This is a genomic window from Traorella sp. mt218, from assembly GCF_055420025.1.
Genome location: NZ_JBVAYM010000029.1, coordinates 1 through 26,298, shown reverse-complemented (window position 1 = coordinate 26,298; position 26,298 = coordinate 1). Strand labels below are relative to the sequence as shown.

33 protein-coding genes and 1 tRNA gene are annotated in these 26,298 nt (G+C 32.7%); 9 read left to right on the top strand and 25 right to left on the bottom strand.

The genetic code is table 11. The features are described from left to right. Both ACZYT3_RS11530 and ACZYT3_RS11525 read right to left on the bottom strand, forming a co-directional pair. The coding region (locus ACZYT3_RS11530; RefSeq protein WP_464088767.1) for a transketolase at positions 1 to 558 on the bottom strand (558 nt) is incomplete at its 3' end. A 141-nt stretch (positions 559 to 699) separates the two neighbouring features. Then, a complete protein-coding gene (locus tag ACZYT3_RS11525) occupies positions 700 to 1,053 on the bottom strand; it encodes a phage holin family protein (protein WP_464088766.1) in 354 nt (117 codons plus the stop codon). 135 nt (positions 1,054 to 1,188) lie between these two features. Here ACZYT3_RS11525 and ACZYT3_RS11520 point away from each other — a divergent pair, with 135 nt between their 5' ends. Then, positions 1,189 to 1,680, top strand: a complete 492-nt coding sequence (locus tag ACZYT3_RS11520) for an inorganic diphosphatase (RefSeq protein WP_464088765.1) — start codon at positions 1,189 to 1,191, stop codon at positions 1,678 to 1,680. Positions 1,681 to 1,755: 75 nt separating this feature from the next. Continuing rightward, positions 1,756 to 1,839 (top strand) — tRNA-Leu (locus ACZYT3_RS11515). A 164-nt stretch (positions 1,840 to 2,003) separates the two neighbouring features. Here ACZYT3_RS11515 and ACZYT3_RS11510 read toward each other — a convergent pair. The 3 genes from ACZYT3_RS11510 to ACZYT3_RS11500 all read right to left on the bottom strand — a co-directional run bounded on the left by ACZYT3_RS11510 (position 2,004) and on the right by ACZYT3_RS11500 (position 3,949). Further along, positions 2,004 to 2,159 carry a hypothetical protein gene (locus tag ACZYT3_RS11510; protein WP_464088764.1) on the bottom strand — a complete coding sequence of 52 codons (156 nt, stop codon included), beginning with the start codon at positions 2,157 to 2,159 and terminating at the stop codon, positions 2,004 to 2,006. 135 nt (positions 2,160 to 2,294) lie between these two features. Beyond that, on the bottom strand, positions 2,295 to 3,338 hold the full coding sequence (locus ACZYT3_RS11505; protein WP_464088763.1) for an ATP-binding cassette domain-containing protein: 1,044 nt from the start codon (positions 3,336 to 3,338) through the stop codon (positions 2,295 to 2,297). After that, entirely contained in the window at positions 3,293 to 3,949 is a 657-nt protein-coding gene (locus tag ACZYT3_RS11500) for an ABC transporter transmembrane domain-containing protein (RefSeq protein ID WP_464088762.1), read from the bottom strand. The genes ACZYT3_RS11505 and ACZYT3_RS11500 overlap by 46 nt, the downstream gene beginning before the upstream one ends. Positions 3,950 to 4,575: 626 nt before the next feature. On the opposite strand from ACZYT3_RS11500, the gene ACZYT3_RS11495 reads away from it, so the two are divergent. The 4 genes from ACZYT3_RS11495 to ACZYT3_RS11480 all read left to right on the top strand — a co-directional run bounded on the left by ACZYT3_RS11495 (position 4,576) and on the right by ACZYT3_RS11480 (position 6,834). Beyond that, the gene (locus tag ACZYT3_RS11495; RefSeq protein ID WP_464088761.1) at positions 4,576 to 5,172 is read left to right on the top strand and encodes a hypothetical protein; all 597 of its coding nucleotides are present in this window, start codon (positions 4,576 to 4,578) and stop codon (positions 5,170 to 5,172) included. A gap of 52 nt (positions 5,173 to 5,224) precedes the next feature. After that, entirely contained in the window at positions 5,225 to 5,509 is a 285-nt protein-coding gene (locus ACZYT3_RS11490) for a hypothetical protein (protein WP_464088760.1), read from the top strand. A gap of 186 nt (positions 5,510 to 5,695) precedes the next feature. Next, a complete protein-coding gene (locus ACZYT3_RS11485) occupies positions 5,696 to 6,091 on the top strand; it encodes a hypothetical protein (protein ID WP_464088759.1) in 396 nt (131 codons plus the stop codon). Positions 6,092 to 6,189: 98 nt separating this feature from the next. Then, positions 6,190 to 6,834: a hypothetical protein gene (locus tag ACZYT3_RS11480; protein ID WP_464088758.1), complete on the top strand. Its 645-nt coding sequence runs from the start codon at positions 6,190 to 6,192 to the stop codon at positions 6,832 to 6,834. 63 nt (positions 6,835 to 6,897) lie between these two features. Here ACZYT3_RS11480 and ACZYT3_RS11475 read toward each other — a convergent pair whose 3' ends face one another. The 4 genes from ACZYT3_RS11475 to ACZYT3_RS11460 form a co-directional block, all read right to left on the bottom strand. Beyond that, a complete protein-coding gene (locus ACZYT3_RS11475; protein ID WP_464088757.1) occupies positions 6,898 to 8,781 on the bottom strand; it encodes an FtsX-like permease family protein in 1,884 nt (627 codons plus the stop codon). After that, entirely contained in the window at positions 8,778 to 9,533 is a 756-nt protein-coding gene (locus ACZYT3_RS11470) for an ABC transporter ATP-binding protein (RefSeq protein ID WP_464088756.1), read from the bottom strand. The genes ACZYT3_RS11475 and ACZYT3_RS11470 overlap by 4 nt, the downstream gene beginning before the upstream one ends. A gap of 98 nt (positions 9,534 to 9,631) precedes the next feature. Continuing rightward, on the bottom strand, positions 9,632 to 10,615 hold the full coding sequence (locus tag ACZYT3_RS11465; protein WP_464088755.1) for a sensor histidine kinase: 984 nt from the start codon (positions 10,613 to 10,615) through the stop codon (positions 9,632 to 9,634). Then, positions 10,612 to 11,289 carry a response regulator transcription factor gene (locus ACZYT3_RS11460; protein WP_464088754.1) on the bottom strand — a complete coding sequence of 226 codons (678 nt, stop codon included), beginning with the start codon at positions 11,287 to 11,289 and terminating at the stop codon, positions 10,612 to 10,614. The genes ACZYT3_RS11465 and ACZYT3_RS11460 overlap by 4 nt, the downstream gene beginning before the upstream one ends. A 154-nt stretch (positions 11,290 to 11,443) precedes the next feature. On the opposite strand from ACZYT3_RS11460, the gene ACZYT3_RS11455 reads away from it, so the two are divergent. Next, entirely contained in the window at positions 11,444 to 11,977 is a 534-nt protein-coding gene (locus ACZYT3_RS11455) for a hypothetical protein (RefSeq protein ID WP_464088753.1), read from the top strand. A 15-nt stretch (positions 11,978 to 11,992) separates the two neighbouring features. Here ACZYT3_RS11455 and ACZYT3_RS11450 read toward each other — a convergent pair whose 3' ends face one another. The 9 genes from ACZYT3_RS11450 to ACZYT3_RS11410 all read right to left on the bottom strand — a co-directional run bounded on the left by ACZYT3_RS11450 (position 11,993) and on the right by ACZYT3_RS11410 (position 19,668). Beyond that, positions 11,993 to 12,673, bottom strand: coding sequence for a hypothetical protein (locus tag ACZYT3_RS11450; RefSeq protein ID WP_464088752.1), 681 nt, complete (start codon positions 12,671 to 12,673; stop codon positions 11,993 to 11,995). 53 nt (positions 12,674 to 12,726) lie between these two features. Further along, positions 12,727 to 13,836: an SIS domain-containing protein gene (locus tag ACZYT3_RS11445; protein ID WP_464088751.1), complete on the bottom strand. Its 1,110-nt coding sequence runs from the start codon at positions 13,834 to 13,836 to the stop codon at positions 12,727 to 12,729. A gap of 19 nt (positions 13,837 to 13,855) precedes the next feature. Beyond that, entirely contained in the window at positions 13,856 to 14,680 is an 825-nt protein-coding gene (locus ACZYT3_RS11440; RefSeq protein WP_464088750.1) for a PTS system mannose/fructose/sorbose family transporter subunit IID, read from the bottom strand. A gap of 13 nt (positions 14,681 to 14,693) precedes the next feature. Beyond that, on the bottom strand, positions 14,694 to 15,431 hold the full coding sequence (locus ACZYT3_RS11435; protein ID WP_464088749.1) for a PTS mannose/fructose/sorbose/N-acetylgalactosamine transporter subunit IIC: 738 nt from the start codon (positions 15,429 to 15,431) through the stop codon (positions 14,694 to 14,696). 17 nt (positions 15,432 to 15,448) lie between these two features. Further along, positions 15,449 to 15,931: a PTS sugar transporter subunit IIB gene (locus ACZYT3_RS11430; RefSeq protein ID WP_464088748.1), complete on the bottom strand. Its 483-nt coding sequence runs from the start codon at positions 15,929 to 15,931 to the stop codon at positions 15,449 to 15,451. Between the two features lie 26 nt (positions 15,932 to 15,957). Beyond that, complete coding sequence (locus ACZYT3_RS11425; protein ID WP_464088747.1) at positions 15,958 to 16,362, bottom strand: PTS sugar transporter subunit IIA; 405 nt, start codon at positions 16,360 to 16,362, stop codon at positions 15,958 to 15,960. 10 nt (positions 16,363 to 16,372) lie between these two features. Next, positions 16,373 to 17,455 carry an SIS domain-containing protein gene (locus tag ACZYT3_RS11420; protein WP_464088746.1) on the bottom strand — a complete coding sequence of 361 codons (1,083 nt, stop codon included), beginning with the start codon at positions 17,453 to 17,455 and terminating at the stop codon, positions 16,373 to 16,375. 118 nt (positions 17,456 to 17,573) lie between these two features. Continuing rightward, a complete protein-coding gene (locus ACZYT3_RS11415; protein ID WP_464088745.1) occupies positions 17,574 to 18,761 on the bottom strand; it encodes an N-acetylglucosamine-6-phosphate deacetylase in 1,188 nt (395 codons plus the stop codon). Positions 18,762 to 18,948: 187 nt separating this feature from the next. Next, positions 18,949 to 19,668, bottom strand: a complete 720-nt coding sequence (locus ACZYT3_RS11410) for a GntR family transcriptional regulator (protein WP_464088744.1) — start codon at positions 19,666 to 19,668, stop codon at positions 18,949 to 18,951. Between the two features lie 354 nt (positions 19,669 to 20,022). On the opposite strand from ACZYT3_RS11410, the gene ACZYT3_RS11405 reads away from it, so the two are divergent. Continuing rightward, positions 20,023 to 20,745 carry a GntR family transcriptional regulator gene (locus ACZYT3_RS11405; protein WP_464088743.1) on the top strand — a complete coding sequence of 241 codons (723 nt, stop codon included), beginning with the start codon at positions 20,023 to 20,025 and terminating at the stop codon, positions 20,743 to 20,745. A gap of 47 nt (positions 20,746 to 20,792) precedes the next feature. Here the strand turns inward: ACZYT3_RS11405 and ACZYT3_RS11400 are convergent, their stop codons facing one another. The 7 genes from ACZYT3_RS11400 to ACZYT3_RS11370 are packed head-to-tail and all read right to left on the bottom strand — an operon-like array spanning position 20,793 to position 25,658. Then, the gene (locus tag ACZYT3_RS11400) at positions 20,793 to 21,200 is read right to left on the bottom strand and encodes a PTS sugar transporter subunit IIA (RefSeq protein WP_464088742.1); all 408 of its coding nucleotides are present in this window, start codon (positions 21,198 to 21,200) and stop codon (positions 20,793 to 20,795) included. Positions 21,201 to 21,203: 3 nt separating this feature from the next. Further along, on the bottom strand, positions 21,204 to 22,337 hold the full coding sequence (nagA, locus tag ACZYT3_RS11395) for an N-acetylglucosamine-6-phosphate deacetylase (RefSeq protein ID WP_464088741.1): 1,134 nt from the start codon (positions 22,335 to 22,337) through the stop codon (positions 21,204 to 21,206). After that, a complete protein-coding gene (locus tag ACZYT3_RS11390; RefSeq protein WP_464088740.1) occupies positions 22,324 to 22,857 on the bottom strand; it encodes a YcxB family protein in 534 nt (177 codons plus the stop codon). Before ACZYT3_RS11390 ends, nagA begins: the two co-directional genes overlap by 14 nt. Before the next feature lie 8 nt (positions 22,858 to 22,865). Then, on the bottom strand, positions 22,866 to 23,573 hold the full coding sequence (locus ACZYT3_RS11385) for an N-acetylmannosamine-6-phosphate 2-epimerase (protein WP_464088739.1): 708 nt from the start codon (positions 23,571 to 23,573) through the stop codon (positions 22,866 to 22,868). Continuing rightward, complete coding sequence (locus ACZYT3_RS11380) at positions 23,573 to 24,403, bottom strand: PTS system mannose/fructose/sorbose family transporter subunit IID (RefSeq protein WP_464088738.1); 831 nt, start codon at positions 24,401 to 24,403, stop codon at positions 23,573 to 23,575. The genes ACZYT3_RS11385 and ACZYT3_RS11380 overlap by 1 nt, the downstream gene beginning before the upstream one ends. Continuing rightward, on the bottom strand, positions 24,403 to 25,167 hold the full coding sequence (locus ACZYT3_RS11375; RefSeq protein WP_464088737.1) for a PTS mannose/fructose/sorbose/N-acetylgalactosamine transporter subunit IIC: 765 nt from the start codon (positions 25,165 to 25,167) through the stop codon (positions 24,403 to 24,405). The genes ACZYT3_RS11380 and ACZYT3_RS11375 overlap by 1 nt, the downstream gene beginning before the upstream one ends. A gap of 2 nt (positions 25,168 to 25,169) precedes the next feature. Further along, complete coding sequence (locus tag ACZYT3_RS11370) at positions 25,170 to 25,658, bottom strand: PTS sugar transporter subunit IIB (protein ID WP_464088736.1); 489 nt, start codon at positions 25,656 to 25,658, stop codon at positions 25,170 to 25,172. Positions 25,659 to 25,971: 313 nt separating this feature from the next. Between ACZYT3_RS11370 and ACZYT3_RS11365 the strand changes: the two genes are divergently transcribed. Beyond that, positions 25,972 to 26,298: MurR/RpiR family transcriptional regulator (locus ACZYT3_RS11365; protein ID WP_464088735.1), on the top strand; the 327-nt coding region annotated here is incomplete at its 3' end.

Here is a 26,298-nt window from a genome sequence, read left to right as displayed (position 1 = left end):
ATGAATGCTGCCGTCGATCTGTAAACCATTATAATCCAAGATCGCACATAAATTATCTAATTTGTAATGAGCCGCCGCCATTGCAGCTTCCCATACCTCTCCTTCCTGACTCTCACCATCTCCTAAAAGAGCATAGATACGATGATCATTTTGATCGAGTTTATTGGCCATTGCCATACCTACTGCCGCACTGATACCCTGTCCTAAGGAACCTGTCGACATATCCACACCATCAACAGAAGCCATATTCGGATGTCCCTGCAAATTTGAATTAATTTTTCTAAAAGTTAAAAGCTCACTTTCATCCAAAAATCCCTTTTCACATAATACTGCATATAATAAAGGTGATGCATGACCCTTGCTTAAGACAAAGCGATCACGATCGATGCCTTTCACATTATCTTCATTGATATCCATGACATTAAAATATAAATAGGTAATGATATCGGCACTGGAAAGACTTCCTCCCGGATGTCCGCTTTGAGCGCTTGCTACCATCTTAATGATATTCTTACGAATATTTACAGCATGCTGTTTCAATTCTTGTGTTGTTAACATAGGTTCCTCCTCTAGCAAGTACATTATACTTGATTCCGGGAATAAATGATAGTCATATGAAAATGTTTTTCAGACATTCACTGCTTTTTTTCTGTATTTGTTTGGCAGGCAAAAGAAAAAGCATCGTTCAGAAGATGCTTTCTAATCCTTTCCGATTCCTAAGATACTATATAATATAGATATACATATGGCTGTCAAGATCGTTAAGCCAAAGGATGCAATCTGAAAATCCGGCTTCAAGACCATGACCGCTAAATACAGGATCACGCCATTGATCACCAGTTGGAAAAGACCTAGGCTCATGATCGTAATCGGCAAGGCCAAAACAGATAAGATCGGTTTTACAAATTTGTTTAAAAGAGATAGTACGATAGCTACTAAAAAGGCAATCGAAAAATCTCGAACATATACACCATCAAAAATATAGCTCATCAGCATGATCACACCTGCTCCCAGAACAAGCTCTAAAACAAAACGAACAATTCCTTTGCTCATAATATCACCCTCACTTTTGAATTGTATTTTACCATAAAATAAAAGGAATGCAAAGTTTATAACAATTTTGACACCAGATTAATCAATGAAAATAACAAAGGAACATGATATAATATGAACAAGGAGCGTGAAAATATGAAACATGATGTTGTAGAAGCTATTGTAGAAATCCCTTTTCGTTCGAGAAACAAATATGAGATTGATAAGAAAACCGGTAAGATCCGATTAGACCGTGTGCTTTATTCAGCGATGGGTTATCCAACTGAATATGGAACGATTGAAAATACCCTGGCACCTGACGGCGACCCACTGGATATCCTTATTATCGGTACAGAACCAACATATCCGGGATGTATCGTTCCTTGTCGTGTTGTTGGCTATCTGACGATGATCGATAATGGCAAGGAGGATTATAAACTGATTTCAGTCGTAGATTGTGATCCTCGCTATGATGAGGTCCAGGAATTAAAAGATGTATCTTCTTTTACCTTAAAAGAAATTCATAATTTTTTTGAAAACTATAAAACTCTGGAAGATATCGAAGTAACCGTGGGTGAATATCATGAAAAAGAAGAAGCGCTTAAGCTGATCGAAGACTGCCGAAAAGCGTATTTACAAAAACAATAAGCTTACTCTTATGCCACATAAAAATTATCTTGATTTTTGCGCAAAGGATTGCTATAATATGAAAGCAATTCAAATGCGCGTGTGGCGAAACTGGCAGACGCACCAGACTTAGGATCTGGCGGTTAATCCGTGGGGGTTCGAGTCCCTTCACGCGCACCATATTGAAATTATCCTTTAAAATCAGGCTTTCTGAATGATTTTAAGGATTTTTTTTATTTTATTTTTTTACCACAATTTTGGCATTTTTCAGATTTTCCTAAAAATTACCACAATTTGCAAAAAAATCTAAAAATCATGCCCCTGAAAAATTACCACAATTTTCATTAAATCAGGCTGTCTGGCATGATATTCAACAGGTTATTCGCCAAATCTGCCTTCGACTGGAAATCCAAATGTGAATAAATATTGGCAGTTGTCGAAATGTCCGAGTGACCTAGCCACTTTTGAACTTTGACCAGATTTTCTCCTTTTGCAAGCATAAGTGTTACACATGTATGTCTGAGATCATGAAAGCGGATATATCTTACACCATGTTTTTTAGATACTGATTAAAATGCTGAGTAATATACCCCGGTTTGATGACCCGATCTGCAGGTTTTTTTTCAACCAGTGATTCAAACTGATGATCTGATTTCTTTAGTAATAATTTTATTATCTATAATCTGAAACTCTTTATTAAACTTTATTAGATCGTTATTTTTCTCATGTGTGATCACTATAAATATTTTATTTGTGTCTTTGCAGCATTGATTTATGAAAGCATAATATTGCTCCTTTGTCGATTGATCCAATCCTGCTTCCACTTCATCTAAAATGATAACAGAAGATCTTTCAATTCTAAGAAGAAGTTTCATCAGCAACAATTTCTTTCGTTGACCTGTAGATAATGATTGTCCATTATTTTCAATCTTCGTATCCCACATCAAATTAAAATTACTCAATTGTGAACATCTGTCCAACTCATCTTCGTCTGCATTTCCGTACGATATAAGGTTTAAATATTCCTTAATTGTTGTATTTAAAAATTGCTCTTCCTGATTTAGATAAAGTATTTCATTATTAAGACTTTCTTGCGTAAAATCTTTTATATCTACTCCATTCAAAAAAATAGAACCTTCTGTAGGCGGATATAAACCCAAAATCAGTTTTATTAAGGTTGATTTGCCACTGCCATTCCCACCGGCAAGACGAATGCAATCTTTCTTTTTAAATTCACAGTCAACATTTTCAAATATCATTGGTCCATCTTTTTGATATGAAAAAGAAACATTTTGAAATCTAATGCTTTCAATAGCATCTAAGTTTACACTCTCTGACTGACGAGGCTGAAGACTTCTTAAAATCTCTATATTTTCAAAACTAATCTGTGATTTGACGATTTGCTGGATCAGTTGTTCTAATTTCTGACCTTCTTCCATGACTGTATTTGATAACAAGGTAAAAAACACTAAATTAACGATAGAATTATTAATAATAGGCAAGGATAAAAAAGCAGATAATGCTATTCTGAATAATGTATTATAATTATTTACCAATCCTGTAAAGAAATAAATAATTTTATCTTCTCTTTTCGCAATCTGGATGAAGTGATGAATAATCGCTGCAGTCTTATTTAAAAAATAATAAAGTACATTATTGGTCTGATGCAAAGCAAGCAAATCGACAAATTCATTTGTATCAGCATTGAAGTTTTTAATGCTGAATTTGTTTTACCTGCCATTTTTGCTATTAATTTTCTAGAAAAAAAAGAAATGCTCAATCCAATTATTAATGAAAAAAATATAAAGGCTGTGACAACTGAATCATAAGCAAAAGATAACACTAAAACAGCAGCTATTACTAAAAGTGAACCAAACACTGACGGCATATGATGACCGATCACTCGGAATACATCTAATAGATCAGAATACATCATATGCTTGATTTTATTTAATCCTATCCTATCAATTTGTTTTAAAGATGCGTGAGAAATTGATGTTTCAATTTGAAGTTCAAGATCTTTTATATATTGTCCGCCAAAATTATCTAAAGAAACATACCAGCATATTTTTATAATTGTAAATATAAATAAATATATAGCGAATATGATAAGCCCGATAATAAAATTCTGCCAATCCCCGTTTTCAATGATACTATCTAAATAAGCTCGCATACCATATGGTATCATCATGTTCAATATCGTCATTATAAACACGATAATAAGCGAAATTAGAAATAAACGTGTATAAGATTGAATTGCTTCTACAAAAAATGTTACTATCTTTTTCATCTTAATACCCCCCTGCTTCTTTCGTTGTTAATAAATACTTTTTTAACATAAAATATGTTATAGAAAATATTTTAGAATTATTTATGTACTTCTATCAATTTATTGTATTTTTCATATCAATACTCTTTGCGAATATATCTAAAAAATGTGTATTATGATTTAATTATTTACATTATCCTATATGAAGCATCATTTCTCTTAATCTTTTTACTTTGTATATTATATCTCAAAATAAAGTGTCAATCAAATCATCAACAAAATTTAATATACATAAAAAAACGATATTTCTTATTTTGAATATTTATGGTAATTTTACCGCTTTTTTCAATGTGATCTACAACCTCATCAGCCCCTTTATTCTTCATTTGATATTCTTACAAAAAGCTATAAAATTCCCAATAATCTTAGCAGTACACTTTATTCAGTAAATATAAATTGTTTTTTTCAAAATAATATGATATATAAATGATAAAGAAGTCATTAAAGCTTAGAAAAAAGGGGAATTCATGAAATCATTTATAAAAATTAACAGAATCATACATTAATAATAAGAATTTATTTAGTAGTTTTCATTAGAATTTTCAATTTATAATTACAATTATGACTTTATACGGAAGGAGGCACAAATGAAAAAATCGATATTACTTATCTTACTTTCTACACTTGTTTTAACGTCTTGTCACATTAATAAAAAAAATGACCCTACAATAGATCTTGAATTGGCAAATACTCCATATACCAGTGAAGAATATAAATTAGATGAGGATGGTATCGGTGTTGTAGTTGCTTCTAAACTTTATGATACAGAAACAGAAGATGAAAAAGGAAGAATCGTTATTTATGTACAAGGCGAGGACTGGCATAATGAAGTTTTTATAGCATGGATGGAGTGTCATTTAATCAATGCATTTTGTAATGATAAGGATTGTTTAGAGAGTTTGCTGTATGAAGTATTTCAATTACAAGAAGATGACTTTTTAAATGAAACGTTAAATTATTTTAGTGCTTTTTATGAATTAGACGAAGATTTTATTCTTAAACGTCGAGAATTTGAGGGCTATGATGGTTTTATAGAGGTAACTATAAGCGAGAATAAAGATGCTAACATATATTCTAAACCATATATTTTAGTCGAACAAGGCAAGCAAGATCAACTGATTATTGAATCTCGTGTATATGAGATCGGACAAATATTGCCACTTAAAGATAGAAACAAAGAATAATGTGTACCAACAAATCTAAAGATATTTCTAAAAGAAAAGGGAGAAAATAATAATGAAAAAGAAAAGAATACTATCTTTATTTACTATCAGTATGATATTGTGCGGCTGCACGAATAGTGCTACACAGGAAGAAATTGATTTAGTAGAAGCTTTGTATGCTGATGAAGTATGGCTCACAGATGAGAATCAACAAAATATTACGGATGAGTTCAAGGAAGAATATTTAGAAGATTATCAGAATAAGAAATATCATGAAATCTATGAAGAAATGATGAAATATGATCCTACTTCAATCATGGATCTCGATGGAAACAGTATTACAATTAATAATGAATAAATATGAAAAAATTATTGTCATTATTTGTATATTTATGATTTTCTTATTGACAGGATGTCAAGATGATCAAATATCTCCAACCAATGAAGTAAGTCTACAATACGATAGTCTGGATAATTTCTATGGTGACGAAAATTAGAAAAATCATTTTCACGCCTGACTAAATACTTGAATAATCGTGAGTTTGTGGAAGATAATGATCTTCAGACTCTTACTGATACCATGAATGAATATTCTCTTTCAATCCTCAGTAGTTTTGTTATCGATGAAGAATTTAAATTGGATCTATCTGATTACAGTACATTAAATCAACTAACAAATACAACTAATGAAGATGTAAACATTATACGTTTTGAAAATATCAATTATCCTTATATAACATATTATGAGGGTCTTTATACAAATCAGTTAGTTCCTACAATTTTTTATATCTATTATAACTCTGTCACCCTTGATAGAATTGATTTCTATTTTTGTCTGAAGAATAATTCAGAGTGGCAGCTCATGGAAGTCATTCATCACCCAGTGGCAAATAATCAACAAATCGTTGATACAATTTTTGATGGAATATATCTCTTTTAGTTTTGTTCCTTCAAATGAATAAATGAAATTCTAAAATTACAAATATCAATTTTGTCTTTATGTAAAGAACTTAATATATATAATTAGGAGAAATTAACATGAAGAAAATATTATTCATTATATTAGTAATTAGTTTGACAGCTTGCTCCTCTTCTAAATATGTCATGCAGGAATTAGATGAACCTGTACGTGATATCTACACTGAAAACTTCTATGCCTATATTTATAAACCAAAAGGACATACTGATGAGGAGTTTAAGAAATTTTATAATATTGATCCTGATGTTGATATTTCCTTAGATGATTTCCGTCTATTATATCTGACTGCTGATTTTGAAAAAATACCTGATTTTGGATTAACGATGCTTTTTCTTATTGATACAAAGACAAATGATTTCTATTTAAATGGTGCTGAAATACCTTATAACCCTTGGAAAAAAGAATTTGAAGATATATTGCCGGATCCTTTATATTTTTATGATAGAGAGAGCAGTCATAATTTTGATTTTTGTTCTTCCTGTAAAGTTGATTATTTTAGAAATTGTTCTTATGCTGCCGCTTATTATATTGGCGATGCTACCGATGAAGAGATTCTAAATTATATTAGAAGAATTTATTTTGGTTTTAATCTTCATGAAGATTATAAATATTACCAAGCCTATCAATTAGGACATCTCTATCAAATTAATGATGTCAATATCATCTTCGAACAAAGCGATGGTGAAATAGTGAGAATCCAGTAATACATATAAAAACAGAGAAAGGCATGACATCAAACAATACATGTTGATGTTATGCCTTTTTAATTATATTCCTACATTTTTCCGATAAATCACCAATGACAACAAATAACAAATAACAAAGAAAATAATAATCACAAGAACACTGACGATATTCACTGAAAGTAAGGATGTATGCATCACATTACCCAAAGCCTTTACCGAAAAATAAGAAGAAATACTCATAACTACTAGTGGTGTAATATAAGCAAAGAGCAGTTCATCCGCAATCGATCTCTTCAATGACTTTTTGCTGATACCCAGCTTCAATAAGATCGCATAGCGTTCTTTTTCCTCAAAGGCACCATTGTACAGTTTCATAAACAGGATACAGCCTCCGGCAAATACAAATACCATAAACATAAAGATCGAAACGCTATACAAGATCTTGATCCAAGCGATCTCCTCTCTTTCAGGATTGATCTTCACAAGTCCTAAGCAATGTTCACTTGACTGAATATCTTTTACAGAAGCTTCAAAATGACTTGCATCAACGATCTTGTAATTATACAGATGCATCTTCTGCCCATAAATCTGTAATTCATCATATACACGATCATTGACGATCATATAATCCATATTTTCCTGCATATAGCCCAAATAAGGCGTATCCGTAGAAGCAATTGAACGATAGTCCTGCCCATTGATCGTATTGATCTCTTCCACCAGATCATTAGTCAGTGACATCAAATATAGACGATTCAAAGAAATAAATTCTTCATCGCCAGGCTCTGGCAAATCAAAATCCATTTCTGTATCTTCAGCCACTTTTTTGACTTGTGAATAGGCCAATAGCGCATAAGGCATTGCATATGGATTATCCATATTACCGGAATCAATCGTCAAAATCTCAATATCCGAAGATACATCAATATCATTGTTTTTCTCAATCAATGATGCAAATTCCTGACGATATCCGGAAGCATCACTTATGACCTGAAACGTATATGTATTTTCAAAATGAACGATACCATCATATCTGTTTTTCATCGCAAAGCCAAAAGCTAAAGCTGTCACCGAACAAAGCATCAAAACGCAGACCATGGCATAGGTACGATAATTTTTACGGATCCGAAAGACCACATTATTGATCCAAAGATTTCGTTCACGTTTATATAAGAAACGCTTATGAGCAGCAAGGCTCTGAAAGATAAGGGGAATCAGCCCACCAAAAAGCAAATAAGTACCGGCTACGACCAATACGACAGCAATAAAGACATTTCCCATGACTTCTATACCAGCTTCTTTGATGGCCATATAATATCCTAAAACAAGAATGATCACACCTGCAATTGCCTTAAATACTAAAAGTATTTTTTTCTGTTTCACATATTCATTTTGACGATTGGCAGATACCATGTCCAATACGCTGCTTCTGACAATATTGATATATCCCTTGATCACAAAAAGTAAATAAATCCCACTAAAAATCAAAGCGGTCGTAATTCCTGACTGCAAAGAAAACTGAAAATGAATTTCAACAGTAATTTCTGAAATACGCATCAGGATCATCATAAACAATTGTGACGTCAAAGCTCCAAAGCCAATCCCTAAGATGAGTGAAGTCAATCCAATAAAAATTGTTTCAATTGCATATAACTTACCGATCCTTTGATTGGTCAATCCCATAAACACATAAATACCGATTTCTCTTTTCCTTTTTGTCAAAAACACATTGGTTGAATACCATACAAAGAAAAGCATGAAACAGCCAATCACAAAAGAGAGAACCTGAATGATGACAGCAACATTTCTCGCATTGCTTTCACCTAACTGATTCAAGATACCTGAATCGACCAGATTCATAAAATTGCAAAGGATCATCGTCGTAAAGGAAAGGGAGATGATCAAAGAAAGATAGCTTTTAAAGCTTGATTTGAAGTTTTGAAAAGCCAGTTTCAACATGCTCATGAAAAATCACTCCCCATAGATGCCTGCATATCAATGATGCGATCATAAAACTCCTTACGGTCACTTCCTTTTGTCAGCTTACATTTGATCATACCATCACTTAAGATGTAGACATCTTTCGCATAAGACGCACTGAAGGCATCATGTGTCACCATGACGATCGTTGCCTGCCCATTGTCATTCACCATCTTTAAGCATTCCAAAAGATCACGGCTTGATTTAGAATCCAATGCTCCTGTCGGTTCATCCGCAAAGATAATTTCCGGATCGCTGATAAGTGCCCGACAAGTTGCCCCTCGCTGTTTCTGTCCGCCTGAAAGCTGATATGGGTATTTATTGAGATGCTCCCTTAAACCAAACATCTCTGCCAGCTTTTTTGTTTTTTGAATACACTCTTTGGACGATACACCATTTAAAGAAAGGGGCAAAGCAATATTGTCCTGTAAAGTCATCGTATCCAGCAAGTTATAATCCTGGAAAATAAACCCGATCTTATCCTTACGGATCTGTGAAAGCTGGGTATTGCTGCAACGGGTAATATCTGTTCCATCCAAAAAGACAGAACCCTGTGTTGGTTTATCAATCGTTGATAAAAGATTTAATAATGTTGTTTTGCCGGAACCACTCGGGCCCATGACAGCAATAAAATCATGCTGATAGATCGTAAGATCGATACCTTTTAAGACCCGGCTCTGGAATCCTCTGGTTCCATAATTTTTCACCAGATTTTTTATTTCAAGCACTTTTTTCATTTGTTATTCCTCCTTACGCACTTATTATAAATGAGTGAAAATAAAAAATACTTACGCTCTCATTACAAAAACAATCTCTAACATTACTTTTTTGTAACTCAGAGATTGAAAAATTTCGCATTGCTTTTGAAGGTAATACAAAAACGAGTATAATGATGAAATTCACTTTTGACATCAATTTCATGGCCCAGTTTATCAATCATCAATTTCACCATATAAAGACCCATTCCGGTTGATTTATAGCGACCATTATGATGATTACTGCCCGTATAGCCTCTTTCAAAGATGCGTGGCATATCAGTATCACAAATACCTTCCCCATTATCTTCAAAATATAAACGGACACATTCCTGCTGCTTTTCACACCAGATATGAATCTCAGGTTCATCAGAAGCATATTTGATAGCATTGCTGATAAGCTGGTCTAATATATAAGTTAACCATTCACTATCAGAATATACCTCCTCATCTGCATTTTCAATTTTTATATCAAAATGATTTTTAATAAGAAAATAACGACTGTTTTTAATCGCAGTATGAATACAATCCCGTAAACGAAGCTTTTTTATTTGAATATCATAGAGATTGCTTTGAACCTTACAACCTACAAGTGCATTATTTAAATACAAATTGATCTTTTCCAGCTGTTCTTTATATTGATCCTTTAATTCAGAAGTATTTTTCTCATTCATCATCATTAAAGCACTTAAAGGAAGTTTTACTTCATGACACCATTTCGCAATATAATCCTCAAGATTGTGATTCATTTCAATCTGTTCATCAAGCAGCTGCTGATATACCCTTCCATCATGATAAGCAATATCAATATTTTCATACTCGTCCATTTCCGAGGAAATAATTTCTTCCGATGAAAGAAGCTCCTGCTTTTTTCTTTCCTTTTTATAAAATGTATAAGCATCCATACTTATGACCATCAAGACACAAACGACAAGTACAACATCAATATAAATCAAAATCTGAAGATTTGTTTGTGGAATCAAAAAAATAAAATATGAATTGTAAGATATCGCTAAAAACAAGAGTAACAGAAGATATTTACCTTTCTTTTTGATATATTTCATTCTATATAATACCCCTGTCCTTTCTTTGTCAATATGACATCATATCCTGTCATTTCTTTTAGCTTTGTCCTAAGTCTGGAAATCAAGACATTCAGTGTATTATCACTGACAAACTCATTCGTATTCCATAAAGCATCCATCAAGGTGTCACGGGTTACGATAGAGCTACGATTTTCAATCAATTCATGGAGAACGATATTTTCTGATTTTGTTAATTCAACTTTTTGTTTTTTATAATATAAACAACCCGCTTCTTCATCAAAAAACAAATCTTCTTTTAAATAAATCTTCTGTTTTATCTTATACTGATAGGTTCTTCTTAAGATGGCTTCGATCTTAGCCCTCAGCAAAGGAAGATTAAATGGTTTTTCAATATAATCATCTCCGCCTTGTGCAATGGCCATGATCTTGTCTTTATCATCACTGCGACTGCTGATGAAAAGAATCGGAACCTTAGAAAATTCTCTGATCTTAAAGCACCAATAAAACCCATCATAAAAAGGAAGATTGATATCCATGAGTACCAATTGTGCATCTATTGAAACAAAGCTTTGAAATATATCATCAAATTTATCTGTGCAAATAGTATCATAGCCCCATTTTGATAAATATTCCTGAAGCTCTGTTGCTAAACGAGCATCGTCTTCAACGATCATGATCTTCATTTTATCCATGCTTCCACCTCATCTTTAATTATATAAATTATGATCTGATTTTCAACATGTGAGAGGTAACATTACAAAAATGAAACTTTAATTGTATATATTTAATAATATTTGTATATATTTTAACAAAAATAGTTTATAATAAATACAAGGGGGTATTTAGATGACTAAAACAAAAAATCGTATTGCCGGCATGAATGTATATAAGGATAAACATAATCGTGATGTTTATTATGATCGATTAACTAAAAAAGCTTATATCATTAATCCATCTGATGTTAATCAATACAATTTTTATTCCCGTCGCTTTTTTATTCCTATTATTGCATTCGTACTATTATTTTCTTTAAAAATAGGAAATATTGAATTAGGATATGCAGGAGCTGCAGGAATCGCTTTAATCATTGGTATCATCACAGAAGCTTTTTTCCGTTTTCGTTTCTTAAAATCACTATCAGCTGTTCCAAATTTCCAGCCGAAAGAAAAACCAGATTATTTTGATCAATTGGCAAATGCAGGCAATAAACAAGATTTGATGATCCGATCCTTATTATATTTTGCTTTAGGTATTGTGCTTATCGTATTTGGCTATTTATCAGAATTTGAAATATTTGAATGGATCATCTGCATAGCCTTTAGTTTAGGTGCCATCATCATGGGCATTATCAATTTGATAGCTGTTTTGAGAAAAAAATAGATTTCTGCTAGTTCCCTAACAGAAATCTTTTATTTTATCCGACACATCATATAATAACTGATCTGCCATTTCTTTATTTAAATGCTGCACTGCTTTTTCATAGTATTCTTTTGCATTCTTTAAATCATTTTTCTTTAAATATAATCGACAGCATCTAGCCGCAAAGATACCTTTAGATTGTTCCACAGAGATATTTTCATAAAGCTTTTTTACTTCACTAAGAAGTTTTGTATTCTCCTTATAGTCAACTTCATAAAGATAATACATTTCTTTAAGAATTCCTTTAATATAAGAAGCACTTTCATCTTTATATTTTTCTTTTACTTCATGATAAAGTTCTTCAATTTTATCTGTATTCTTTTTTCTCATATAATATCGTATTTCATTATAATACAGATCAAGATCTTGTTGTGCATTAAGCTTTATGCGATGTAACTGTTCAAATACATTTAATAGTTCATTTTCTTTATTTTCGCCTTCATAAACAGCCATATTTAAAATCAAACGCTGTTTTTTACTTAAAAACAATTTACAAGTCCAGCTATTTAACAACTTGCGATATGCATCATAATCTTTATCAATATATACTGCCTTCATTAACAGCATCGACTTTTTCTTAAATGAGTGAAACACCAGAAAAAATATAAGGATTGCTACCACTGCACCAATTAGAATCGGTAAAATTGCTTTTAACATAATTTCCTCCCTTTAAAATAGAAGGGGAAGACCCTATGTCTTCACCCTTTTAACTATTTACTTCCCATCAAGTAATGAAAATTAACAATTTTTGGAATATTGGCATTAATACCCAAATCCTTGGAGCAGAAGAATGCAAGAATCTGTAATGGAATAATATATTCGAAAATACAGAATTCTTTATCATCTACAAATTCAATAGAAAGGTCTTGTGGATTATCACTATGCAAATTGCCAATCATGAATTCATGAGGTGTATAATCATGCATAAAGTTTCTTAATTTAATTGCTCGCTCTTTTGAATTTCCATCTTGAGCCAGATATACGATATGAACACCTTCATCAATAGAATGATAAATACCATGGAAAAATTCTTCTAACTCATAACCTTCAATACCATAACGAACAGCTTCTTCAATTTTTAAGCGTCCTTCTAATACATTTCCATAATTGTTATCATATCCAACAACGATCATACGTTTTCCTATTACAAATTCATCTCTGTTTCTATTATACCAATCAACAGAAGCATCAATGACATTTTGTAGATTATTGATCGTCTTTTGAATTCTTTCGATGACACTATTATAGTAATCTTCGTCAATCGTTCCCATTGCCAATCCTGTTTCTAAAGCCAAAAGGATCAGATTCAGCATTGTTGCCTGATACCCTTTTGTCTTTGGACCTGCCAGTTCTTTTTCACCACAGTTAAGCTTCAGAGCCATATCTGAATATTGAGCCAGTTTTGACTCTGCACCCTGTTCTGTCAAGGAAACAGTATAGCAGCCATGTTTTTTTGAATACTCTAAACCATGTATCGTTGACTTGCTTTCTCCACCTTGAGAAGTACCAATAACAATTGTTTTTCTGTCAAATACAGAAGTAAAGTTCATATATAGCAAAGGATAATTTGCATCTACAGGAATTTGAAGCGTTCTTTCCATAAATGCACGTGTAGATAAGCTTCCATGATAAGAAGTACCTGAACCAATCAGAATCACCTTCTCATATTTATTTTTCACAAAGTTATCTACAAATTCCTTTGTATATTCCTTACGATGATCCAGTAACCCTTGTAATACAGCTGGTGTTTCCTGGATATATTCAAACATTGCATCTTCATTCATCTTTTTCAGATCTGATGCTTTATCATACTGGGTCATTGAAACTTACACTCTCTTTCTAACTAGCAGCTGGTACAAAGAATGGTAATCCTTCTACCCATACTAATAAAATTGCAATTACGATAAGACCTAACATGATCCATGTCGTACTGACACCCTTTTTCATCATATAATAGCAAAGGAAAGTCAATCCTAATGGAAGAATATTTGGACATAATGCATCAAACATATCCTGAATTGCATAAGATACATCACCAAAATTCAATGTGATTGATGTAGATACAGTAACCATGCTTGAAATCATGCAACCAACAACGACGTTACCTACGATCTTTGTTGCATCAGTAATATCACTGATAGCACCTGCTCCAGCAGCATCACTTAAGAATTCCATTCCTTTTTCATATCCCCACTTCAATCCATAGTAACGGAACAAGAAATGTGGAATATTATGAATCAGCCAGAAAAGAACAGGTCCTAAATAATTACCAGCTAATGCCAGTTCAATACCAATACCTAATCCGACAGTTCTTAAAGTACCCCAGAATAAAGAGTCACCAATACCAGCTAATGGACCAATCAAAGCTGTTCTGACAGCGACAATTGATTCGCCATCCATTTCAGGATGATCATGTTTTTGTTCTTCCATAGCAAGTACAACACCCTGAATCAATGTTGTACACTGTGGAGAAGTGTTATAGAAAGATGTATGTCTAACTAAAGCTTCTTTTAATCCCTCAGGATCATCAGCATAAATTTCTTTTAATCCTGGTACAAGTCCGTACAGCCATCCTACCGTCTGCTGTCTTTCATAGTTGAAGCATCCTTGAAGAGGGAATGAACGCCAGAATGTTTTTTGTAATGTTTTCTTAGATAATGACATAATAATTCCTCCTTTATGCAGTTTGCTGTCTACTATTGTTATACATCACAAAAGCAATGATTGCGCCAATGAATGTACAACCTAATGTACTCAATCCTAAGAAAGCGTTTAATACGAATCCTAGGAATAAGTAAGGTGCATAATTCTTATCAAATAAGAAGTTCATCAATAATGCCATACCTAAGGCAGGCAATAAACTACTTGACCTAGATAATCCATCTACGATTACACTTGGCAGTGCATTAACAACCGCTTCAACTGCATCTGCTCCCCAATAGCATCCTGCGAATACCGGAATCGCTGTTAACGCAAAGAAGATCCAAGCACCGCTCCACAAAGCGTGATCGATTTTTTTAGTATTACCTTCTGCAGCAGCCTTATCAATAACGATATTGAAACGGCCATTAATAACACGACACAAAATACCTAATGACTGTCCTAAAATAGAGATAGGCATAGCCAATGTAATAACTGCTTCTGTATCCATTCCTGTCTGAATTGCATAGAATGTTCCCATAACAGCACCTACCATGCTATCTGGAGGTGTTGCTCCACCAATTCCTACAATACCTAAGAATACGAGCTGCAAAGAAGCACCCATAACTAATCCTGTATGTGGATCACCCAAGATGATACCTACCAGAACCCCCGCACACAATGGAGATTCGGTCAATGGCTGACCGAATACTCGGCCATCCCAGCGCAATAATCCTGCCAGAATAGCTACCAGAATACATTGTACTAAAAACATATTGCTAACCTCCTTGATTACTTAACTTTGTTTAGCATTTCTTGTAAAGTGACACGTTTTTGATCCGGTTTTGTTTGCTGGAAAATAACACGACCTAGATTTGCAATTTCACTCAAATCTTTCATGTCTTGTTCATCAACAAACACTTTCAGGTTTACTTGTTTCTTTCCTGGAGAATGACGCATTGCACCGACATTCACTTCAGTGATTTTTTCGCATCCTTTTACCAAAGTCAATGCGTTTTGAGCATTTGCGCATACTACGAAAATTTTCTCTTTTTCATGACTTGGATCATTGATATAGTCTAAGGCTTCAGAAATCTTCTTTAAATAAAGATTTACACCTTTAGGCTTTACCAGATTTGCTGTCATTGCATTGATAGGATTTGAAGCATAAGCATCATCAGCAATTACAATTGTATTGACACCTAAATTGGATACCCATAATGCTACTACTTCACCATGAACTAATCTGTCGTCAATTCTAAGCTGTCGAATCATTTCTTTTTCCTCCTTTCTTTCTATATTTACTGACCAAACATGTCATTTACATATACAATCGTTTCCTTTGCATCTTCAAGAAGAGAATGAATATTTTCTTTTACATTACCCTCTTCAAGAGGCTGAAGAGCAATGGCCAGCAACATACCTAAATTTAATCCAGTAATCAAATGAATATTATTACGATAAGGAACAAAATTTGCTGCATTGGTCGTTGTCGATCCTGCCGGTATATCCGTAATAATAAAGACAGGTATATCTTCACTTACTGAATCAATATAATTTTGAATTCTTTCTTTGATTTCATCCGGGGAATCACTTACACTTACCGATAATGTATCCACCATAGATGAATCACTGATGATTACATCTAAAGAATTTTTGATTCCTTTACAAAAATCTCCATGTGTCAATAATAATATTTTCTTCATAAAAACCCCTCTATATAAATTTAGAATTCATTTTCTGATGAAAATAAGGATCACTTGGCTTATTAGGATTAATACCCTTATCAACGGCAATCCTATAAGCAACGATCTGCATTGGTACGATATATTCCAAGAAATAAAAATCCTTATCATCAACAAAATCAATATCTAAAGATCTCTCATCATGGAAACCATCCTTTTCATTACAAACAACAAATTGATGAGAAGTATATTCACTCAAGTAATTTCTTAAACGTAATGTTCTCTCAAATCCATCTCCATGATTAGCTATAAATAATAAATAACAATCTTCTTTAATTGAATGATAAATACCATGCATGAACTCTTCTAATTCATAAAAGCTTGTCTGAAAACGTCCGCATTCAAGAATTTTTAAAGCACCTTCTTGAATATTTCCTTTATTTGCACCATACCCAACTACAAGCATACGTTCACATTGTTTGAACTCATCAGAATGAACGGTATACCATTCATCACTTTTTTTCGCAATGTTTTCTAAATTATCAACACTCTTTTGCATTCTTGAAATATAGTCGTTATATTCCTCTTCTGAAATAGTCTTTTTCTGATAGGCAAGCTCTAATGCGCATAAACATAAAGTCACCATTTCACAAATATAACTTTTTGACTTTGGTGAACAATCTTCTTCACCATGATCTATAAAAACTTTATATGTATTTTTCTCTGCAAAAGGTGATTCCAGATCATTGGTAAAAGCAATCGCCTTAGCTCCCTTAGACTTTGCATGTTCTAATGCCTGAATTGTGTTTGAGCTTGTTCCTGTAGCTGAAATTCCAATCACGATACAGCTTTCATCTATTAAATACTCATCTGCCGTTATTGCAGTAGGTAATACAACATAGGTTGGAATACGACTCACCTTCTCCATCAAAATTCGAGCACTCTGAGGAGAAAAATTTGAAGTACCTGCTCCTGTGATAAAAACTGTCTTTACATTTTCATCAAAAGCTTCTATATAAGATTTCGTAATTTCTTTACGATTCTCAATGATTCTAGTCGCAAATTTTCTAGCTTCATAAATATAATCATGCATATTACCTTTAAAAGTTTTCATGTTAACGCTTTCAACCTCCACGATATAAATGTATCACTTTTTTATCAATTTGTCTATACATTATTTTACAAATTAATTACAAATGAATATACATAATAGATTTTCTATTCTTTTTATGCTACTTTATCATATTTTCTTTAACGAATAATTCATTGATTTTTGGCTGATCTTTTTTCGAATCGTAGATTTCTATTCCTTCTAAAAATGTTTTTTCAATCTCTAAATTTTGGTTCATCACGACAAAATCAGCATAATAACCCTGTTCCAGTTTTCCACGTTTTTCAATACCATAATGTGTGCAGACATTATATGAAGTCATTTTCCATGCTTCTTCAAGACTGATTCCTATTTCTTTTACAATGTTTTGCAAACCATTCAAAATCGTACGATTGCTACCTTGTATTTTCCCGGTATTCGTAATAAGCGTATTGACACCGTCTGAATCAATATATCCTCCATCTAATTTATAACGTCCTTTTGGAAGACGAGTAAACTCTGAATTATCTGATATCAGCATGAGCTTATCATGTGATTTTACCTTGAAGATGATTTCAACCATTTCTTTACAAAGATGAATAAAATCACAAATGATTTCACAATAAATATCCTGATTGAGCAATGCCGCTCCTAATGCACCCACATCACGATGATGGATACCGCTCATTCCATTCCCTACATGAGTCGCTGTTACAAAATGAAAATTATTTATGGCATCAGTGGCCTGTTGGAAGTTAAAACTTGTATGTGCCATTGATAAAGCTACATGATTTTCATGCATGACATCTGTGATATTTTCAATATTCTTCACTTCTGGGGAGAGTGCGACAAGTTTCAACATACCTTTTCCATCACGGACCATTTGTTCTGCCATTTCTTTTGTAGGCTGCGGATAAGCGGCTGCCGTTCCTTTTTCTCCTGCTCTTGCCAGCCAAGGTCCTTCTACATGAATGCCTAGAATTTTTGAACCCCTTATCTTTTTATGTGTCACTGATTCAACACAAGAAACATTATCATAAGAACAAGTAGGAAACACACCGGTTATTCCAAAGCTTGCTAAATTCTTAAGATAGCATTCTACCAATTCCATACGCTCTTCCATACTTTGATTTGTATTTCTAAGTGCATATCCATAATTACCATGATTATGTGTGTCAATCAGACCAGGATAAATTATATTTCCTGTAAAATCATGATCAACTTCTTCAGATGAGCCTTTCCTGATTTCTTTAATCATTCCGTTTTCAATTTCTAATACACCATTTATACATCCATCTGAAGTATAAATCCTATCCGATCTTATTATCATATAAACCTCCTTCTAGATCTTTGACAATTACATTTTATCCCAACTTATTCAATTTGTACATACATTTTTAAATTTATAATTACATTTACCAGTTACAATTATTGATATTTGTATTATTAAATGACAATTATCCCTAAAAAAAAGCCATTTCTTTGCATAAGCAAAGAAATGGTCTTAATATGCTTACTTACTTATCAATACCTCCACTAAAGGTATATTCAAAATGCTCACTTATATAAAATGTACGTGTATATTCATAAGGATTTCCTTGGAAATACCGCTTTGTGGTGCTCTTCAATAGAGGAGCTTCTTCATTTAAAGGAAGTCCTAAATAAATTTTATGCTCCTTTTGTGCCATGATCGCCTCAATACTGATTGAGAACTCTTCTGTTGTATATCCCTGAGATGCCATATATTCATCTAAAGATCCATCAAGTATCGAAGGATTAAAATTAGGGAAACATTTTTCAACTAAAAATGTTTCTGAAACCGCAATCGTAATATTATCTCCATATCGGATCCTTCTAAAAAACAAGATACCGTCTTCAGGTTTTAAAGCAAGCTCATATGCTTCTTCCGGAAAATCTTTGCCTGTAGCTAAACGAAATTCAATAAGCTTAGAAGAAGCTTTCATCCCTACCCTTTCCATATCTTTTGTAAAACTTCCCAAAGCAGTCACAGATCTTGAAACACGTCTAATCACAAACGATCCCTTTCCAGAAATACGTTTGATCAGATTTCGCCTTTCCAAATTATTAATGGCTTTATTAACTGTCATTCTTCCAACCTGAAACATTTTGCACAATTCATATTCAGTCGGAATTTGTTCACCAATCTTATATTCTCCAGAATCAATTTTTTTTAGAATATAATTTTCAATCATTTTGTATTTCAATTCCTTTGTCATTATATTTCTCCTTTATTTATGTTATTGATGATATCTTCATTATACTTGATTTATTAGCTTTTTTCTATATATTTATAAGCCTTTTTTGGAAACTTTTTCCTATTTTAAGGCCTTATTTATGGTTTTTTACACATATTTTAAAAAAGATATATGTTTATGAACATTTGCACATTAAGATTTTGAAAACCAATAAGAACAAAATAAAAACATATATTTTGATATAAATGTCTTCAATTTATCCAATTATTATCTCAACCATAATATTTTTGAAAATATTCATATCAATTATTTTAAAAATAGTATAAAATAAATATTAGATAAGAACCTTTAAATATCAATTTGAGGAGGGCTCCTATGCAAGAAAATGATAAAAGAATATCAAAAAAACAAATCATAGAAAATTATTTGTTATCGGAAATCAGAAGTGGTCATTTAAAAATTGGTGATAAAGTACCCTCTGAATCAGAATTAACTGAAAAATTCAATTTTGGTCGCCAGACAGTCCATTCGGCCCTATCTGATCTTGCACTTATGGGAATTATTGAAAGAACCCCGGGAAAAGGTTCTTTCGTTTCCAGCTATACAGTAAATAGAAATATTCAAAAGAAAACAAGCTTCACAGAAGATATGCAAAGCATAGGAATGGAAGCTGGAAATCGCCTTTTAGAGTTTAAAATAATAAAAGGAAAAGATGCTGAAAATATTGCGAAAGAATTAAATGTTCTACCAGATGAAGAACTTTATTCGTTTGTACGCTTAAGAACCGGAAACAATACACCTATTGTTCTTCAATATACTTATATCCCCACTAAATTCATTAAACATTTTGATTTAAGCTCACTAGATAATTCACTCGATGAATATATCAAAAGTCTTGGCTATGAAATCAGTGGTTTTGTCACTCGTCTTCGAGCTGTTGAAGGAAGCGATGAGCAAATGGAACTGCTTGAAACAACTAGTCGAGCTATCTTAAACAGTGTATCAATAAGATATATCGAAAATAAACAGCCATTCCAATATACTTCTTCTTTTTATCGTTCAGATTTATATGAATATACTTTTTCATCCTTTAACTAAAAAGACTGTGAAAAGATATTCAAAAATCTTACACAGTCAATCAGCCTTTAAAATCCCATGTACTTCCTTAGATCTATAACTGTACCTGAAGCCAGCGACATAAGATGGTCTTTTAATTCCTGCAAATTCATTGTATCCTTACATGCGAGTGCTTCCATTAAAAGGGGTAAATTAACACCAGCAATACATTCTATTTGATAATCCAGCTGTTCTGCCATGATCATCGCACTCACATTACATGGGGTCCCTGCAAATAAATCAACAAAGATCAGAATTCCATCGTCATCATAAATCTTATTAATTTTTTCAATTACTTTTTCTTTTAACTCGATAGGATTATCTTCAGGGTTTAATGACAGAGTTACAATTTCATTTGCCGTTCCAAAAAACATACTTGCTGTATCTTTTAACGCTTTAGATAAACTTCCATGTGTTGCTACTAATATTTTTATCATATTTTATACCATCTTTCTTCCTAAGCAATAGGTTTGAATAACTTCATAGTCTTGATTTAATACAACGATATCAGCATCGTAGCCTTCTGCAATGATTCCTTTATTTTTAATATTTAACAGACTACAAGGATTTTTTGTCATTGCATTGATAGCAGTAATTTCATCGATATGCATTTTTTCTATCGCATTCTTTAATAATTTGTTTAAACAATTTCCACTTCCCGAAAGTACACCATTTTCTAAGCGAATACTGCCATCTTCATGTACGACAACTTTTGTTACATCGTTTTTTTGATAAATTCCGGGCTTCATACCTTTAAATGCTGTAGAGTCAGTAACGATGATCAAATGATCTTTTCCTTTCATTTTCGCTAAAATTCTAGCAGCAGCCGGATGTACATGAACGCCATCAGCAATAAGTTCAGCATAACAATCATCATGATCAAGTGCTGCTCCTACAACCCCTGGCACCCTTGAATTTAATTGAGTCATCGCATTATAGGTATGAGTAAAGCTCTTAGCACCATGTTTGATGGCATCACTAGCAACTTCATAGCTTGAATCTGTATGTCCAATTGAAACAACGATATCATTTTTACAGCACCATTCAGTTAATTCATAATTAAGGTCCATTTCTGGTGCAACACAACACAATCGTATATTTTTACCACTTACTTCATACCATTTTTTTAAAATTTTGGGATCGCATCTTTTGATCTCATATTTATTTTGAGCACCAGCCTTTGAAAAACTAATAAAAGGTCCTTCTACATGGATACCAACGATTTGTGCACCGTGTATTGGATTTTCGATCATCTTTCTAAATAACTGAAAGGAAGCAATTAAATCATCTTCTCCTGCCGTACTAGATGAAACCAAAAAACTCGTGCACCCTTCTTTCGGAAGATCCTTGATCCATCTTACCAAACCCTCTTCATCCGCCTTATTACAATCAAAACCATGATAACCATGACAATGAATATCTACCAGTCCAGGTAAAATTTTATGATCCCCATAGTCGATATCTGATTTCTCATCATAACTATCTATCTTAACTATTTTAGTTCCATCAATGATAATGCTAGCTTTTTGAAATGATTCATTTATATAAACATTTTTACTTTTAATTCTCAGCATTCATAAACTCCTTTCTTTTATTGTTTAAATTTAAACTAAACGTTTTTATCTTTTCATCATCTCCAATGCTTCTTAAAGGCACCATAAATACATTGTTTTTGGAATAAAAAAATAATAAAACATGTTTAAGAGGAACAATGCTATATAAATCATTATAATTGATTTCAATATCATTCACTATAATATTTTTATCATTAAAATTCACCCGTACTCTTGAGTAAACAGTTTTGTCACTATATTTGCTATACCATTTACCAAGTTGATTATTTAAGTATTTATTCCATATTTTAGTACTGATGATAAAAAACCATACTACACTGATCATTCCAAAAAACAAAACGATAAGTATATGATTATATAATTTAAAATAAAACAGTGTAAATAATAAGAAAGCAGGAATACTGATCCTTATCCAAATACATCTTTTTTTATTTTTTGAATTCAATGCAAATATATATTTCATATATTCTAATAATTCTTCTTCGTTTAATGTAAATATAAAGCTCTCGTTCATAAACATATTGGGGATTAGTTTCCTAATCCCCTAACCTTTCTATAATGATTAACAAATCGCTCGGTAATGAGATGAGGTCTTGTGATTGCGGTACCGATCGTAATCATATCAGCCCCCGCTTCAACAACATCGTCAATATCCTTTAATTCCCATATTCTTCCTTCAGCATTTATAGGAAGTGAAACCTTATTCTTCAATTCTCTTAAAAGCTCCAGATCTGGTCCTTCTATCTGTTTATACTTTCCAGACAATGTAGTAGATACAATATCAACATAACCTGAATTTGCACTAAATAGACATTCCTCTAAATTCGAGCAATCAGCCATAATTCCAATATCCGGTGCATATTCGCGGATTTGTTTCAGTAACTCTATTAGCTCCTCTTGACTTCTTTTCGGTGTAATTCTCGCATCTAAAGCTAAAATATCCGCTTTTGCATCAATTACATCTTTTGCAGCTTCAAATGTTGGTGTAATAAATATATCATCTATTGTTTGATCTTTTGACATAATTTTATTTATACCAATAATAATTAAATCATCACTCACGGTCCTAGCAGCTTCAATATCCTGTTTCCAACAAACTCGTACTACTTCAGCACCACCCAAAACAGCACATTCTACCATTTTCTTCATATTTTCTGCACCATATAAAGGTGTATCTTCATATGCCTGACAGGAAACAATCAGCTTTCCAAGACATCTTTCAACTACTTTTTTCATTATGCTACTAAGATTCCTGTAAAATATCCGATAATAGCGATTACTAGATAAAGAAGAATCGTTTTTCCTGTAGACCAGTTTCTCTTACCCATTAAATAGTACGTTCCTATTGCCGCTAAGTACACTGGAAGCTTTGGCCAGATGCTATCTATCAAAGAACTTAAATCAACCAAAACAACACCATCTTGTACATATTGCCATCCTATGTTAACTGCAGCATACGAACAAGCAATACATCCTACTACCATCAAACCAACAATATTTAATGCTTTGATCAGTGAATCCTTGAGATCGTTTCCTAGTATCAATTCAGCAGCCTTTGCACCTAAATTAACACCTTGATTAAATAAGAACCAAGTTAACGGTACCATGATTCCCAAGAATACCACCATGTAGAAGAGAACTCCTGTTATCTGCCCATCAGCACTCAAGCCACATCCAATTGCTAATAAGATCGGAATCAACGTACCCGGAAGCAAAGCATCTCCAATTCCGGCAAACGGCCCCATCAGTGCAGATTTAACTGATGTAATCAATTCAGAAGGAATATCTTCTCCCGCCGCTTTCTGAGCTTCCATTCCTAATGCGATACCTGGCACGATACAGCCGATAAATGGTTCTGTATTAAAGAAAGGAAGGTGGCGTTCCATTAATTCTTTTTGCTTTTCAGGATCATTGGGATATAGATCTTCACGAATATCTCCAAACATCTTAACTAATGCCGGTGCCTGCATTGTTTCCGGCTGATATAAAGATAAATTATATATCATCCAATTATAATAACACTTACGAATCAGTTTTTTAGTAAGAATTTCTTTTTTCTCAGCCATTATCGTAACACCTCTTTCCCAGCACGACTAATTTTAAATTCAAATAAAGCAAATAACAAAGCAAAGACGAGAACTGTAATCATGTCTGCATTCAATACGCTTACGAATGCAAAACCAACTGTGAAATAAATTAAATCGGTTGGATTCTTGACTAATAATTTCATCAGAATCGCAAATCCTATCAAACACATCGGATTACCAAAGATTGTTATAATATCGATCAACCAAGTTGGAGCAATCGCCATCATTGATTGTACTGCATCCTGTCCCCAATATAAGCATACGAAGATCGGAGTAAAACGGAATATGAATTTAACTGCATTTCCCCAAATCGGAACCAGTGATGCCGCTTTAAGCTTACCTTCATCTACTAGTTTTTTCTGATAATTTACAGGTAATAGTGTTGCTGCATTACATGGAGTTGCCATCAATTGTCCTAAAGCGCTTACTGTAACAGCTAGTGCAACTGTGGCTCCAGAATCAAGCTTTGCAACTACGCCTAATGGTACAGCAATAAATGTCGCAAGCGTCATATCTGGGGTAATTGATCCTCCAGGAGTAACCAAACCAATAAAGATTAACTGTACATAAACTCCTAAACGTATTGCATTTGGAATATCACCTAATATAATTCCAATAAATAATGAAGCAACCAATGGTCTTCCTATGCAATACCAGCCAAGAAGCCCACCACCTAAAAATGGTACATGTCTAAATGATAAATATCCTAATAAAGAGATCAAGAATACCTGTAATAAATTCATATTTATCCTCCTATTTTGTTTTTAAAATCTCTGAATTCAATACGCTTCATATCCGGAACAACTTGAAAATATACTTCAACACCCTTTCCATCTAAGTAATCCAATGCCTCAATTTCTTCCTTATTCAAATATGTTCCATCCATAACAGTAACCGTGTTTTCTCGTTTTACAACAGGTCCTATCATTAATTTTTTCGGAAGCTCCTCCACTCTGTCAAAAAGTTCTTTAGCAATCAAAGGAAACCGAAATACAATCATCGTACCCACATTATCATGAATTGCTGCTTTAATTGGTTCTATTGATTGATCCAAAGTAAATACTTCGTTTTTCATTCCCGGTATAGCAATGTTCTCTACAACAAATTTCATACTGGGATTCGTAGCTGTAAATTCATCAATAACAAGGATATGCTTAATTCCAAAAGCTTGCACTAAACGAGTCATACACTGACCATGAATAAGACGATCATCGCATCTAATCAAATTAATCATAACATCCTCCTTCCTTAGCTGAACACTCCATTTTTATTCCGTTTTAATATATTTTGGAGTTTTTCTATCCATTTTATATCATAAGTCTTTTTTATTTTCAAGGCTTTTTTTACATTTTATTGTTTTTTTAAAATACAATCATAAATTTTTATATAAAATTAGATTTTTCATGATCCATTTCAAATCATTTTTATTGTCAGATTTTAAAAAAATTAATATAATTAAAGTACTAAAATGTCTAAAAATTGTAATTTCATATTGTATAGGTTAATATATCTTTAAGAATTTATAATAAAGTAGAGGTGATGATAATATGTCTGTATATGAAAATATTAAAAATTCTTATAATTCTTTTTCCAAAGCTGAAAAACGTGTAGCAAAATATTGCTTGGATAATTATCTTGATATCTGTAATTTACCGATCGCAAAATTATCTGAGTTATCTAAAAGTGGTGAAGCTACTGTTTTCAGATTTTGTCAAAAAATTGGTTTTGAATCTTATCACGATTTTAAGTTACAGCTTTCTTATGAAACCAGCGAAACTAAAGCACTGAAAAAAGAGTCTTATGCTAATGATATCTTAGAAAGTATTCATACATCAATTGAATATACAATCAATAATTTAGATCTTGATATGCTT

What these genes read in the sequence shown, in the direction of transcription:
- ACZYT3_RS11465 (WP_464088755.1), bottom strand. Translation starts at nt 10,615, where the DNA reads ATGAAATATATCAAAAAGAAAGGTAAATATCTTCTGTTACTCTTGTTT.
- ACZYT3_RS11495 (WP_464088761.1), top strand. Translation starts at nt 4,576, where the DNA reads ATGAAAAAATCGATATTACTTATCTTACTTTCTACACTTGTTTTAACG.
- ACZYT3_RS11400 (WP_464088742.1), bottom strand. Translation starts at nt 21,200, where the DNA reads ATGATAAAAATATTAGTAGCAACACATGGAAGTTTATCTAAAGCGTTA.
- ACZYT3_RS11520 (WP_464088765.1), top strand. Translation starts at nt 1,189, where the DNA reads ATGAAACATGATGTTGTAGAAGCTATTGTAGAAATCCCTTTTCGTTCG.
- ACZYT3_RS11440 (WP_464088750.1), bottom strand. Translation starts at nt 14,680, where the DNA reads ATGTCATTATCTAAGAAAACATTACAAAAAACATTCTGGCGTTCATTC.
- ACZYT3_RS11420 (WP_464088746.1), bottom strand. Translation starts at nt 17,455, where the DNA reads ATGAAAACTTTTAAAGGTAATATGCATGATTATATTTATGAAGCTAGA.
- ACZYT3_RS11430 (WP_464088748.1), bottom strand. Translation starts at nt 15,931, where the DNA reads ATGATTCGACAGCTTAGAATTGACGACAGATTAGTTCATGGTGAAGTA.
- ACZYT3_RS11375 (WP_464088737.1), bottom strand. Translation starts at nt 25,167, where the DNA reads ATGAATTTATTACAGGTATTCTTGATCTCTTTATTAGGATATTTATCA.
- ACZYT3_RS11480 (WP_464088758.1), top strand. Translation starts at nt 6,190, where the DNA reads ATGAAGAAAATATTATTCATTATATTAGTAATTAGTTTGACAGCTTGC.
- ACZYT3_RS11490 (WP_464088760.1), top strand. Translation starts at nt 5,225, where the DNA reads ATGAAAAAGAAAAGAATACTATCTTTATTTACTATCAGTATGATATTG.
- ACZYT3_RS11380 (WP_464088738.1), bottom strand. Translation starts at nt 24,403, where the DNA reads ATGGCTGAGAAAAAAGAAATTCTTACTAAAAAACTGATTCGTAAGTGT.
- ACZYT3_RS11410 (WP_464088744.1), bottom strand. Translation starts at nt 19,668, where the DNA reads ATGACAAAGGAATTGAAATACAAAATGATTGAAAATTATATTCTAAAA.
- ACZYT3_RS11455 (WP_464088753.1), top strand. Translation starts at nt 11,444, where the DNA reads ATGACTAAAACAAAAAATCGTATTGCCGGCATGAATGTATATAAGGAT.
- ACZYT3_RS11435 (WP_464088749.1), bottom strand. Translation starts at nt 15,431, where the DNA reads ATGTTTTTAGTACAATGTATTCTGGTAGCTATTCTGGCAGGATTATTG.
- ACZYT3_RS11470 (WP_464088756.1), bottom strand. Translation starts at nt 9,533, where the DNA reads ATGAAAAAAGTGCTTGAAATAAAAAATCTGGTGAAAAATTATGGAACC.
- ACZYT3_RS11390 (WP_464088740.1), bottom strand. Translation starts at nt 22,857, where the DNA reads ATGTTTATGAACGAGAGCTTTATATTTACATTAAACGAAGAAGAATTA.
- ACZYT3_RS11460 (WP_464088754.1), bottom strand. Translation starts at nt 11,289, where the DNA reads ATGGATAAAATGAAGATCATGATCGTTGAAGACGATGCTCGTTTAGCA.
- ACZYT3_RS11370 (WP_464088736.1), bottom strand. Translation starts at nt 25,658, where the DNA reads ATGATTAATTTGATTAGATGCGATGATCGTCTTATTCATGGTCAGTGT.
- ACZYT3_RS11445 (WP_464088751.1), bottom strand. Translation starts at nt 13,836, where the DNA reads ATGACCCAGTATGATAAAGCATCAGATCTGAAAAAGATGAATGAAGAT.
- ACZYT3_RS11500 (WP_464088762.1), bottom strand. Translation starts at nt 3,949, where the DNA reads ATGAAAAAGATAGTAACATTTTTTGTAGAAGCAATTCAATCTTATACA.
- ACZYT3_RS11450 (WP_464088752.1), bottom strand. Translation starts at nt 12,673, where the DNA reads ATGTTAAAAGCAATTTTACCGATTCTAATTGGTGCAGTGGTAGCAATC.
- ACZYT3_RS11385 (WP_464088739.1), bottom strand. Translation starts at nt 23,573, where the DNA reads ATGAAAAAAGTAGTTGAAAGATGTCTTGGAAAGCTGATTGTTTCCTGT.
- nagA (WP_464088741.1), bottom strand. Translation starts at nt 22,337, where the DNA reads ATGCTGAGAATTAAAAGTAAAAATGTTTATATAAATGAATCATTTCAA.
- ACZYT3_RS11525 (WP_464088766.1), bottom strand. Translation starts at nt 1,053, where the DNA reads ATGAGCAAAGGAATTGTTCGTTTTGTTTTAGAGCTTGTTCTGGGAGCA.
- ACZYT3_RS11415 (WP_464088745.1), bottom strand. Translation starts at nt 18,761, where the DNA reads ATGATAATAAGATCGGATAGGATTTATACTTCAGATGGATGTATAAAT.
- ACZYT3_RS11475 (WP_464088757.1), bottom strand. Translation starts at nt 8,781, where the DNA reads ATGAGCATGTTGAAACTGGCTTTTCAAAACTTCAAATCAAGCTTTAAA.
- ACZYT3_RS11405 (WP_464088743.1), top strand. Translation starts at nt 20,023, where the DNA reads ATGCAAGAAAATGATAAAAGAATATCAAAAAAACAAATCATAGAAAAT.
- ACZYT3_RS11510 (WP_464088764.1), bottom strand. Translation starts at nt 2,159, where the DNA reads ATGCTTGCAAAAGGAGAAAATCTGGTCAAAGTTCAAAAGTGGCTAGGT.
- ACZYT3_RS11425 (WP_464088747.1), bottom strand. Translation starts at nt 16,362, where the DNA reads ATGAAGAAAATATTATTATTGACACATGGAGATTTTTGTAAAGGAATC.